This is a genomic window from Moraxella bovis (assembly GCF_002014975.1).
Classification (GTDB): domain Bacteria; phylum Pseudomonadota; class Gammaproteobacteria; order Pseudomonadales; family Moraxellaceae; genus Moraxella; species Moraxella bovis.
This window is the reverse complement of record NZ_MUXV01000070.1, coordinates 1-11737: the sequence shown is the minus strand read 5'-3', so window position 1 is coordinate 11737 and position 11737 is coordinate 1. Positions and strand designations below refer to the sequence as shown.

Genomic DNA, 11737 nt, shown 5'->3' with positions numbered 1-11737 from the left:
GGGAGTTGGGTTTGGAAAAAGGGGAGTGAAGTTAATGAAGTATGACTTCTAAGCGACTAAAACCTGACGCAGGGTAGATGGCATGGTCAAAGTAGTCATCACGCTGCCCAAATGAGTAGAGTGGTCTTTAATGACCTTTGGCAAAAAGCTGGCTAACGGGGCTTTGAGTTTGGCAGATTGAGTTTGGGCGGGCAGTTGCCAGTTGCCTTGTTTGCCGATTTTGTGGGCGATGTTGGTGAGTTTGGTAAGGGCGTTGGCAGGTTGTTTTTGATTTAAGAAATCCACCGATTCAGGCAGTAGGGCGATGAGTGCCACCAGTGCCAGCCCTGTCAAAACTGCCCCTGTCATAAATACCGAGCGAAAGCCGAACTCATCTTGGAGCATGACCGCCGACAATCCGCCAAGCATTGCACCCACCCCAAAGCCACACGCATAAATGGCGATGGCAAGCCCACGCCATTTTTGGTTGGCGTATTCGCTCACGATGACGTTGGTGCATGGCAAAATACCGCCCACGCCAAGCCCTGTTATCACACGCCAAAAGGCAATGGATTCGGTTGTGTGCGAAAAATAAGTCATCAACATACCCACCGCTGATAGGGCGGTTGCGATGATAAGTAGCGGACGTCTGCCAAATTTATCCGCCAACGGAGCCAGCCCCATAGAGCCAATCGCCATGCCGATAAAGCCTGCACTCATGAGCGTGCCAATCTCTGCCCCTGTCAGCCCAAGCTCGGTTTGAATGCTTTTGGCGGTAAAGGCGATCACCAGCACGTCAAAGCCGTCTAGCATATTTAAGATAACGGCTAAGGCAACGATGAGCCATTGATAGGCACTCATGGGCGTGTGGTTAATGGCGTAGGCTAGGTCGGTTTGGTGCGTGGTCATGGTGTATGATGATAAATGGTGATAAAGAGGCGTTACTATAACAAAAAGTTTAGGGTTAATCAATTTCAATGTTTTCAATATATGGCGAACATTTTTAAGGTTAAAATGTCAATGTCGGTATTGCAATTTTTTACCGTCAAATGGGGCAAATCATGGTAAAATAGTCGGATTTTCTCATTTGTTTTTGTTTTGAAAAATTTTGCTGATTGACATAATAATAACCAATAACCATAACCATCAGTCAGCATTAAGATAAGTGATATTGATATGCCACATAATACCCCCCAAGACCAAGCCGCACACGCCAAGCCCTTTCCCACCCTGTGGGTGATGATGATGGGCGTGATGATTGCCATCGGTCCGCTTGCCATTGACATGTATCTGCCTGCTCTGCCGACCATGGCGGATGATTTTGGCGTGAGTGTGTCCGAGGTGTCCAAATCAGTGCCGTTTTACTTTATTGGTTTGGTGTTTGGACAGCTGTTTTATGGACCGTTTTCTGACCGTGTCGGGCGAGTGCTACCCATGTACATGGGTATGACGATATTTGTGATTGCGTCCGTCATCTGTGCGACCACCACGAGCGAGCTGGTGCTGTTTGTCGCCCGTACGTTGCAGGCGTTGGGGGCGTGTGTGACAGCCGTGGTAACCCGTGCCGCCATTCGCGACACCCTAAACCCCATACAGGGGGCAAGGGCGTTTAGTCTTATGGTACTGGTCATGGGATTGGCTCCAATACTTGCCCCGAGTTTGGGGGCATTGATTTTGGGATTTACCGACTGGCATGCTCTGTTTTGGTTTTTGGCGGGTTATGGGGTATTTAATATCATCTTGACCAAGCTGTTTTTAAAAGAAACACTCGCTCCAGAAAATCGCAATACCAAGCCCATCAGCCAAACTTTTGCCTCTTATCTTGACTTAGCCAAGGACAAGACGTTCATCATTCCTGCGGTTGCAGGGGGCGTACTACAAGGGGCATTTTTCATTTATTTGTCCATTTCCAGTGAGCTGTTTATGGTCAATTTTGGCTTGTCTGAAAAGCAGTTTGCCATCGCTTTTGGGGCGAATGCCTTTGGTTTTATCGCCTTAACGCAGGTCAATCAGTTTTTGACCAGTCGTTTTCGCCTTGTGCAGCTGCTACGCTTTGGGGCTCTCATGCAACTTGTCTCTGCCAGTTGTCTGCTGATGCTGGCATTGACGGGGCTTGCGTATTTTCCGCTGGTGTTTATGGCGATATTTTGCTGTATTGCAGGGCTTGGGTTTACTCAGCCTAATGCTACCGCCATCGCTTTGGCGTATCAAAAAAAGCGGGCAGGTATGGCGTCTGCCATGCAAGGCGCATTGCAGTTTAGCGTGGGGATTTTTGGGGGGTTACTGCTAAGCCTGTTTGATGTCAGTCCTGTGTTAAAGCTGGGTATTGTTATCACGGTACTGGTGTCGCTTGGGACGTTTTTGTTGTATCAGCTTGACCCTAAGATGGATTTGTCAAAGATGGATTAACCCGACTCTCAATTTAAATTTATGAACCATTGATTTTTCAATGATTATTTTTCAGATTGTGGGGGCGAATTGCAATTTACCCCTGGTAAATCAATGGACTGTACAAAGTTGAGAGTGGGGCATGGATTAGCAAATCCAATTAAAGAGTGTAAGAAAATGACCCAAACGGGCGATGATTTATTTTATAAAAAATCAGGGCGCGCCTGCCTTTTACATTTGTCATGAAAAATAATAAAAATCGCAAAGAAAATCAAATTTTCTCTTGACAATACCAAAAACCATGTTATAATGGCGTTCTAAATTGATGCGGGGTGGAGCAGTCTGGTAGCTCGTCGGGCTCATAACCCGAAGGTCGTTGGTTCAAATCCAGCCCCCGCTACCACTTTTTAAATCCTTATTTAAAATTATTTTAAAATTGTAAAAAATAAGGTATCTTTCCATAAATTTATCATCAAATTTTAAAATTGATAAATTAAACATGGTTAAGATGTCGGCGAGCAATGATTTTAGCCCACCAACGTGTTTTGTGGGTTTTTTTGTATTTGCAATTTGCCAAACCGCTTAGGGCATGTTGAATATTGGTATTTGCTATGAAAAATGAGAAAAATCGCCCGTTTTTCAAGGAAAAAATGCAGGCTGATAGTCATTCTATCAGACAAGTTTTTGACGCAGAAAAACCAGATTTAGCCATTTTTCATGCAAAAATAGGCTAAACCATCAAATTTTATCAAACTCTAATAAAATGTTATCAATGTTCAACACGCCCTAACTCTTTTTGATTTTTAATTTGTGCTTTAACATAGGATTAACCAAGCCAAAATGAAACCATCTAGCAAGATTGCTGAACTTACCCAAATGATTGCCCCTGCGGTGTCCGCTTGTGGCGTAGAGCTTTGGGGGATTGAGTTTATGCCCCAAGGGCGTAAATCACTGCTCCGTATTTATATTGAAGTAAATGCCGATGCCCGTGAGCGTGGCGAGCATATCACCATCGAGGACTGCTCAGCGGTCAATCACCAAGTCTCAGGCGTACTAGAAGTGCATGACCCCATCGCAGGCGAGTATGTGCTAGAAGTGTCAAGCCCTGGCTTTGACCGTCCGCTGTTTACCCCCAAGCAGGTGGCGATGTTTGTAGGTGAGACCGTCAGTTTGCGTCTGATTCACGCCATCGGACAAGGCGACACCAAACGCCGTAAGGTCGTCGGTCGTCTGGTGAGTACGAGTGAGACGAGCATGAATGTGGTCACCGAAGATAAACTAGAATTTGACATCGCTTTTGATAATGTAGACAAAGCCAATTTGATTTATCAAGACTAAAATTTAACCAAAAAGGTAGATAAGATGAGCCGTGAGATTTTGACCGTTGTTGAGACCGTCAGTAATGAAAAAGGGCTTGACCCTGATGATATTTTTGGGGCGATTGAACAAGCACTTGTTTTTTCAACCAAGAAAAAAGTCTACACCGACCAACCCGAGGTAGCGGTGCGTGTTGCCATTGACCGTAAGACAGGCGATTATGACACTTATCGCTACTGGACGGTGGTGGCAGATGAAGACCATGAGATGCCTGCTTGCCAAAAGGCGATTAGCGATTTGGACGAAAACGAATACCAAATTGGCGACATCATCGAAGAGCAGATTGAGTCGATTGAGTTTGGGCGTATTGCCGCTACCCAAGCCAAGCAGGTCATCATCCAAAAAATCCGTGAAGCCGAGCGTGCCTTGATTGCCGATGCTTTTGAAGCTCGTGTGGGCGAGCTTATCACGGGCGAAGTCAAAAAAGCAAGCCGTGATGGTTACATCATTGACTTAGGCGACGGGGCGGAGGGTTATCTTGCCAAAGACCAAACCTTGCCCCGTGAAATGCTACGCCCTAAGAGCCGTGTGACGGCACTACTTGTCAAGGTCAATCGTGATGGGCGTGGCAGTCAGCTGGTGCTATCTCGTACGAGCAATGAGATGCTTGTTGCCTTGATGACCAAAGAAGTCCCTGAGATTAGCGAAGGGATTATTGAGATTCGTGATGTGGCTCGTCTGCCTGGTTTGCGTGCCAAAATCTCGGTAAAAACAGGCGACAGTCGTATCGACCCTGTGGGGGCGTGTATCGGCATGCGTGGCACTCGTATCCAAGCGGTGCAACAAGAGTTAGATGGCGAGCGTATCGATGTCGTGGTGTGGAGCGATGACCCTGCCCAGTACATCATCAGCTCATTGGAGCCTGCGGACGTGTCTAGTATCGTGCTAGACGAGGACAACCAAACTGCTGACATCATTTTTGGGGCGAACGATCAGTTGGCTCGTGCCATTGGCTCACAAGGTCAAAACGTGCGTTTGGCGTCTGATTTGACCGGCTATAAGCTTAACATGATGCTAGAATCTGAATACCTAGAACGCCAAAAAAGCGAGTCTGAGGCGATTATCACGCTGTTCTACGAGCGTTTGGAAGTGGATAGAGATTTGGCGGAAGCGTTGGCGGAGATTGGTTTTACCACCATCGAAGAAGTGGCTTATGTGCCTGCTGAGACTTTTTATGACATTGACGGCTTGGATGATGAGACCATCGGTGCCATCCAAGAGCGTGCCAAAGAAGTCATCATTAATGATGAACTTATCAAACAGCAAAACATCAAAGAACCTAGTGGCGAGCTACTTGCCCTAGAAGAGATGACTCCTGCCATTGCTTATAAATTGGCGGAGCGTGACATCATTACCCTTGACGACCTAGCCGAACAAGCGATGTTTGACATCGAAGACATCGAAGGCATGGGCAGTGAGCTGGCGGGCAAGCTGATTATGGCAGCACGTCAGTCATGGTTTGAATGACCATGCGTGCGTCATGGGGCGTACTGTCATGAGTACGTAAGGACGTTGCCAAATTTGGTTGGTGAGAATTTGGCAACTTGTAAAAATGGAGGGTAAAGTGGGGATGAACAAAATACATCCTGCCTATCCATTTTCACCAAATTCATCATTTTATGATAAAATCATTCATTAGATAACCAAACAAATTTAGGTAAACCAATGGCAACAAAAACCGTAAAAGAATTAGCAAAAGATTCTAACATTACCACTGGCGTGCTTTTAAAACAACTAAAAGACGCAGGTCTGCCCACTCGTGGCGAAGATGATTCTGTCTCAACCGATGAGCAGGCGACGTTAGTGGCGTTTTTAAAACAAAGTCATGGTCAAGCCCAAAAAACCCGCATTGGCATGACTCAAAAAACCACCACCACTAAAAAAATCACTACCACCACCGGCAAAGCCCAAAACATCAATGTCGTGCGTGCCAAGAAAAAGCAGTTTGACATCCAAAAACCTGACTTAGCTGCCGAAAAAGCCAAAGCCCAAGCAGAGCGTGAAGCCGAACAAGCCAAAGCCATCGCCGCCCTAGAAGCCAAACAAAACGAAGAGCGTGCCAAACAAGAAGCTGCCATGCGCCAAGAGGCGACATTGGCTGCCATGCGCGCCAACTCGGGCAGTGCAAATGGTGGCGAGAGTAAGCCCAGTGCGTCTGTGGTCGTCAAAAAAGCCAAAAAAGATGAAGCCGATAAAGACGACAGCGTGGTCAGCTCATCTGTGGTCAAAAAAGGCACAGCTGCCAAGAGTGACGTAAAATCTGACAAAAAAGAGACCAAGACAGACAAAGCTAAAAAACAACCTGCCAAACCTGCCAAGAGCGAGACCGAAGAAGAGCGTCAAGCTCGCCTTGCCCGTGAAGCCGAAGAGCAAAAACTGCGTGAGATAGAAGCGGAAAACCGTCGCCGTGCTGCCATTGACGCCCAAACTCGCACTTTGGAGCAGATGAAACAAATGGCAAATCGTTATAGTGAAAAAGACGAGGTGCCAAGTGCGGTCGTGCGTAAAGATGAGCCATTGGCGGCAGGTCTGGTCGGAGCGGCATTAGAAGAGTCTTTTGAAAAAGAGCGTCGTGAGATTAAGCGTGGTACCAGCAGTACATCAAGCCGTGCCAAAGGCGGTAGGAAAAAAGGCAAAGAAGAGCTTGAAATCAGACCTAAGTCACGTGGATTAAAATCATCACAAGCAAGCAAACATAAGTTTGAGATGCCTGTGGAAAAAATCATCCATAATGTTGAAGTGGGTGAAGAGATTGTCGTGTCTGACCTTGCCCAAAAAATGGCGGTCAAAGTGCGTGAAGTCATCAAGTCGCTCATGAAAATGGGCGAGATGGTGCGTGAGGGCGATGTCATCGACCAAACCACCGCCGCCCTTGTCATCGAAGAGTTTGGGCATAACTTCATCGCTGTGTCTAACACCCAACTAGAAGACGACCTACAAGAGGCTGCCACCGAGAAACAAGGCAACGTCCAAACCCGTCCGCCTGTCGTTACCATCATGGGTCACGTTGACCATGGTAAGACATCACTACTGGATAAAATCCGTGAAACCAAAGTGGCAAGCGGTGAAGCTGGCGGTATTACCCAGCACATCGGGGCGTACCATGTTGAGACTGACCGTGGCGTGATTACTTTCCTTGATACCCCTGGTCACGCTGCCTTTACTGCCATGCGTTCACGTGGGGCTCAGGCGACCGACATCGTGGTCATCGTGGTGGCGGCAGATGATGGAGTTATGCCACAGACCGAAGAAGCCATCGACCATGCACGAGCGGCTGGCACACCAATCATCATCGCCATGAACAAGATGGATAAAGACACCACTGACCCAGAGCGTGTGTTAAATGAGCTGTCAGTCAAAGAAATCATCACGGACGCTTGGGGTGGGGATACGTCACTGGTCAAGGTCTCTGCCAAAACAGGCATGGGTATTGATGAACTATTAGAGACCATCAGTATCCAAGCCGAAATCATGGAGCTAACCGCCCCTGTGGATGGTGCTGCCCAAGGCGTGGTCATCGAATCTCGCCTAGATAAGGGGCGTGGTGCGGTGGCAAGCCTACTGGTCAAAAAAGGCACGCTAAAACAAGGCGATCTAGTACTGGCAGGCGAGTTCTATGGCAAAGTGCGTGCCATGACCGATGAGAATGGTGAGCGTATCAAGTCGGCAGGGCCTTCTATTCCCGTGGAGATTTTGGGCTTGCCTGATGCTCCGATGGCAGGTTCTGAGTTCTTGGTGGTCTCTGATGAGAAAAAAGCCCGTGAAGTGGCGGATTTTCGTATCGCTCGTGAGCGTGAACGTTTGCTTGAACGCCAAAACAAAATGCGTCTAGAAAACATGTTTGCCAACATGGGTAGTGAAGCAAAAACCCTAAATCTTATCCTAAAAACAGACGTGCGTGGTTCGCTAGAAGCCCTGCTTAGTGCGTTAGATGAGCTGTCAACCGATGAAGTCAAAGTGCGTGTGATTAGCTCGGGCGTGGGTGCCATCACTGAGTCTGATGTCATCTTGGCGGAGTCTAGTGAGGCGGTTCTGCTGGGCTTTAACGTGCGTGCTGACAATGCCGGCAAGCGTAAAGCAGATGAAGTGGGGCTTGACATTCGTTATTATAGCGTGATTTATGGCTTGATTGACGATGTCAAAGCAGCGATGAGTGGCATGCTTGCCCCTGAGCACCGTGAGAAAATCTTGGGTATTGCCGAGGTGCGTGAAGTGTTCCGTTCTAGCAAGTTCGGGGCGGCGGCAGGCTGTATGGTACAAGAAGGCACGATTTATCGTAACAAGCCCATCCGTGTTCTGCGTGATGATAAAGTCATCTTTACAGGACAGCTCCAATCCTTGCGTCGCTACAAAGACGATGTGAACGAGGTTAAGGCAGGCATGGAGTGTGGTCTGGCGGTCAAAGGCTATGAAGTCGCTGCTGGTGATAAGATTGAAGTCTTTGAGATTCACGAAGTGGCGCGCACCCTGTGATGTCATGACAAAAACCGCTTGCCCTAAGGTGAGCGGTTTTTTGATAATAAGTTGCACAAATAGGAGTATTCATATGACATCATTTGCCTTTTCATCATTAACTCATGAAGACTTGCTGGCATTGAGCTTGACACTTGATGACAGTTGGAGAGCGTGGATAGAGACTAACATTGAACGGGGGTGTAGCCCTGCCAGTATCGCCAAAGTTTTGGCGGACAATAAAAAATTGCCAAGCAAGTATCTGCCTGCCGTGCGTCCAAATATCACCAATGATGATGAGAATTTTGTTGATATTGATGGGCATGTCGTGCAGGTGGTTTGCACTCTAAAATCGCCCCTAGTGGTAGTGTTTGACAACCTGCTTACACAGGCGGAGTGCGATGAGCTGATTGCATTGGCGGATGGCAGGTTGGAGCGTGGTAAGGTTGTTGATGACAAAACGGGTAATTCACGTCTGCACGCTCACCGCAGTAGTGATAACGCCCAGTTCACTTTGGGTGAGTTTGAGGTCATTGACCGCGTGGAGAGACGATTAGCGACCCTGCTAAACTGGCCTGTGGAAAATGGCGAGGGTTTGCAGGTACTGCGTTATCAAAAAGGCGGAGAATACCGCCCACATTTTGATTATTTTGGTGACAGCGTGGGCGGTCGCAAGCATTTGGAAGTAGGCGGACAGCGTGTCGGCACTTGTGTGATGTATCTGTCAGATGTGCAGGCAGGAGGCGGAACATCATTTCCCAGTGTGGGTATGGAAGTCAAGCCCAAAAAGGGTGGTGCGGTGTTCTTTGCTGATGTAGACGAGCAGGGGGATGTAGACAAACTGACCTTGCATTCAGGTGTGCCTGTCATTGCAGGTGTGAAATTTATCGCCACCAAATGGGTGCGTGAACGTCCTTACAGACGTGAGAGTTAATGTTTTGGTTTGATGATAAATACCACAAAATCGCCCACAGTCATGTCGGGCGATTTTTTATGCTTGAATATTTTTCAAAAGCGTTTACTTAAAACATCTTGGTTGGGTCTTGCTCTATGAGTAATTTATCCAGCGGAGTTTCTAGGGCGTCGGCAATCTGCCCCATCAGGTCGATGGATACCGCCCGTCCACCATTTTCAATCTCACAGACATAAGTTTTGCTGATGCCCGCCTGAAATGCCAGCTCTTCTTGGGAGAACTCTTTGATACGCCGAAGTTGTCTCATGTTTTGGGCGAAGATTAGGTGGTATAAATGGGGTGTTTGATTGAATTTTTCCATGGGGTTATTGTAAAGTTATTGACTATCAATCTCAATTAACTAACATTAAATAAAATTCAATAATAGTTTAATTTTTAAAAATTATCTTATAGAATATATTCACTTTGGTTAAATGTTGTTAACAAAAATCAAAGTTTATTTCTGATGTAATCTAGGAGTGTACTGTGAAAAAATCTCATCTATGTCAAGCGATGGCGTTGGTTGCTGTGGTTGGTCTGACCGCTTGTTCATCAAATTCTAGCTATTCGGTTAAAAAACCTACTGCTACGCCAATCACGTCTGGTGCTGTAAACTATGGTTCGGGTGTGGTTCCAAGCTGCCCAGAATGCTAAGCTGTTATCAGAGCAAAATAAAGTCTCCACCGATGCCGATGGCAAGTTGGTATTGGCTGATGCTGACTTTAACGGCTCAAGCCAAGGTCAGAGTGGTTATGATGCAGGCATGAACGCCAATAAAGATGGCAGTCTAGATAACCCTGCGTTGTCGGCAGTCAAGGGGTATGTGGATAACACAACAGGTCAAGCAGTCTATCTAAGAGACCCTGCGGTGGCAGGTTTTAGCTATCAAACCTTTGGGCAGGTGTTTGATGGCAGTAATCAGTCGCAGGGTTATGTCAGTGTGGGTCAAAGCACAAGTTTGGCAGATACCGCCACAGTTAAGGCTACCTATCAAGGCGTAGCGATGGGAACTTATGATAAACGCAGTGAAGTGGTCAGCGACATGAGTGCTGAGTTAAATTGGGGTACTAATGCCAAGACGCTTAGTGTTACCACCACCAACAGTCATATCGCAAATGCCAATAGCTTAAAAGGCTATACAGGCATCAGCAAAGATGCCGTTTTGACTTTACCGAAAACATGACATGGGATAGCACCAAAAAAGCCTTTGCCAGTAGCGATGCTCTGGGTTGTACCTATGGTGCTAATGCCGAAGAGATTGGCGGGACATTCTCAAAAACCATTGATGGTAAAGCCTATGAAGGGGCATTTGGCGGTACTAAGCAATAATTTGGCATTCATAAAAATATAAGTTGCTCATTTGGGTGGCTTATATTTTTTAGGAGAAATAAAAATGAATAAAACGGCATTATCTTTGACGATGGCTGTTGGCATATTGATGAAAAATGCCACCGCTAATGTTTGTCATCAAGGTGATTTGGTCTATTATGGCACCGATGATTTTATTAGTCAGCAAAAACTATTGCAATTAAATAATGCCAATCATGATATTGATGTGGAATATTTGCCCGAAAACCCTATGACTCATGAAGAGACCATTGATTTATATTTACAAACAGGGTCATGGCAGTCTTTGGCTGGTTATTTAGATTGGTATGAAACGCAATTAAATCATGATATTGTTTTATTAAATTTTACTTGGGCAATGGTGCATCGTGCCAATCGTGAAAGCCATCTTGCCATACCATTATACCAAAAGATTTTGCAGGATAATCCTGACTATATATTTGTCAGATATGCTTATGCACAGGCTTTGTTTGAAAACAAAAGACATAAAGAAGCCAAACAGGAATTTGATAAATTGCCTTTATCAAAATTTAGCCCTGACACCCAAAGAAAAATACAAGCCTATCAACAACACATATTAAATGCCCAAAAAATACAAACAGGCATAGAGTTAAATTATGAGAAAAGTGATAACATCAATCAAGTATCTGCCGACCCTGTGGTTATCATTGATGGCAGAGTATTTCAAAAGAATGAAAGCTCTTTACCTAAAAAAGACACAAGCATTCATTATGGCTTATCCTTTGATAAATAAAAGAATATCGATGGTAATCATTATGTCATGACGGATTTGTCATTATCATGTCATCATTATTTAGAATTTGATGAATATAACGAACAGCACATTCAAGCAGGTATAGGCTACGCCCATAAAAACCAAACAACAAATTGGCGAATTAAACCGTTTTATGCTCATCATCGTCTCGATGACAAAAGTTACTATGATGATTACGGAGCTGATTTGGGCATGACATATGACATAAGCCCAAATTGGCAATATTGCATGAATTATTTATTAAAAAATAGGGATTATAAAGATTATGATGGCTTAGATGGTATTCATCATCACAAAAATTTGCTATGATTTATCATAAAAATCGCCATGCCATATTCTTTGGGTTAAATCATCAAATAGAAAATACTGAAAATCATCAATATGATAATCAAAAATTAGGCATGATGGCAGGTATGGAATATCATGTGAATGATAGTATTGGTCTGCAGGCTCTGGTCTAAAAAGTA

At 45.6% G+C, this 11737-nt stretch carries 13 protein-coding genes and 1 tRNA gene; 12 read left to right on the top strand and 2 right to left on the bottom strand.

The window, feature by feature from the left end:
* Positions 1–48: 48 nt before the first annotated feature.
* Positions 49–888: an MFS transporter gene (locus B0182_RS12830; protein WP_078275290.1), complete on the bottom strand. Its 840-nt coding sequence runs from the start codon at positions 886–888 to the stop codon at positions 49–51.
* A gap of 267 nt (positions 889–1155) precedes the next feature.
* Here B0182_RS12830 and B0182_RS12825 point away from each other — a divergent pair, with 267 nt between their 5' ends.
* The 7 genes from B0182_RS12825 to B0182_RS12800 all read left to right on the top strand — a co-directional run bounded on the left by B0182_RS12825 (position 1156) and on the right by B0182_RS12800 (position 9130).
* Positions 1156–2388 (top strand): multidrug effflux MFS transporter, encoded by a 1233-nt coding sequence (locus B0182_RS12825; RefSeq protein WP_228157719.1) that lies wholly within the window; start codon positions 1156–1158, stop codon positions 2386–2388.
* A 305-nt stretch (positions 2389–2693) separates the two neighbouring features.
* Positions 2694–2770: transfer RNA gene (locus tag B0182_RS12820), tRNA-Met, on the top strand.
* Between the two features lie 208 nt (positions 2771–2978).
* A complete protein-coding gene (locus B0182_RS15265; RefSeq protein ID WP_264676074.1) occupies positions 2979–3101 on the top strand; it encodes a hypothetical protein in 123 nt (40 codons plus the stop codon).
* Between the two features lie 106 nt (positions 3102–3207).
* Positions 3208–3705, top strand: coding sequence for a ribosome maturation factor RimP (gene rimP / locus B0182_RS12815; RefSeq protein WP_078275289.1), 498 nt, complete (start codon positions 3208–3210; stop codon positions 3703–3705).
* 24 nt (positions 3706–3729) lie between these two features.
* Positions 3730–5211, top strand: a complete 1482-nt coding sequence (gene nusA, locus B0182_RS12810) for a transcription termination factor NusA (protein ID WP_078275288.1) — start codon at positions 3730–3732, stop codon at positions 5209–5211.
* A 198-nt stretch (positions 5212–5409) separates the two neighbouring features.
* Positions 5410–8217 (top strand): translation initiation factor IF-2, encoded by a 2808-nt coding sequence (gene infB, locus B0182_RS12805; RefSeq protein WP_078275287.1) that lies wholly within the window; start codon positions 5410–5412, stop codon positions 8215–8217.
* 73 nt (positions 8218–8290) lie between these two features.
* Positions 8291–9130, top strand: a complete 840-nt coding sequence (locus B0182_RS12800) for a 2OG-Fe(II) oxygenase (RefSeq protein ID WP_158079716.1) — start codon at positions 8291–8293, stop codon at positions 9128–9130.
* 88 nt (positions 9131–9218) lie between these two features.
* Here the strand turns inward: B0182_RS12800 and B0182_RS12795 are convergent, their stop codons facing one another.
* The gene (locus tag B0182_RS12795; protein WP_211271654.1) at positions 9219–9416 is read right to left on the bottom strand and encodes a helix-turn-helix domain-containing protein; all 198 of its coding nucleotides are present in this window, start codon (positions 9414–9416) and stop codon (positions 9219–9221) included.
* 218 nt (positions 9417–9634) lie between these two features.
* Between B0182_RS12795 and B0182_RS14455 the strand changes: the two genes are divergently transcribed.
* The 5 genes from B0182_RS14455 (at position 9635) to B0182_RS12780 (ending at position 11579) form a co-directional block, all read left to right on the top strand.
* Positions 9635–9802 (top strand): hypothetical protein, encoded by a 168-nt coding sequence (locus B0182_RS14455; protein WP_158079715.1) that lies wholly within the window; start codon positions 9635–9637, stop codon positions 9800–9802.
* On the top strand, positions 9765–10331 hold the full coding sequence (locus B0182_RS12790) for a hypothetical protein (protein WP_078275284.1): 567 nt from the start codon (positions 9765–9767) through the stop codon (positions 10329–10331). Before B0182_RS14455 ends, B0182_RS12790 begins: the two co-directional genes overlap by 38 nt.
* Positions 10328–10477 carry a hypothetical protein gene (locus tag B0182_RS14450; protein WP_158079714.1) on the top strand — a complete coding sequence of 50 codons (150 nt, stop codon included), beginning with the start codon at positions 10328–10330 and terminating at the stop codon, positions 10475–10477. The genes B0182_RS12790 and B0182_RS14450 overlap by 4 nt, the downstream gene beginning before the upstream one ends.
* A 64-nt stretch (positions 10478–10541) precedes the next feature.
* Positions 10542–11249 (top strand): tetratricopeptide repeat protein, encoded by a 708-nt coding sequence (locus B0182_RS12785; protein ID WP_078275283.1) that lies wholly within the window; start codon positions 10542–10544, stop codon positions 11247–11249.
* 6 nt (positions 11250–11255) lie between these two features.
* Positions 11256–11579, top strand: a complete 324-nt coding sequence (locus B0182_RS12780; RefSeq protein ID WP_264676321.1) for a surface lipoprotein assembly modifier — start codon at positions 11256–11258, stop codon at positions 11577–11579.
* Positions 11580–11737: the final 158 nt, after the last annotated feature.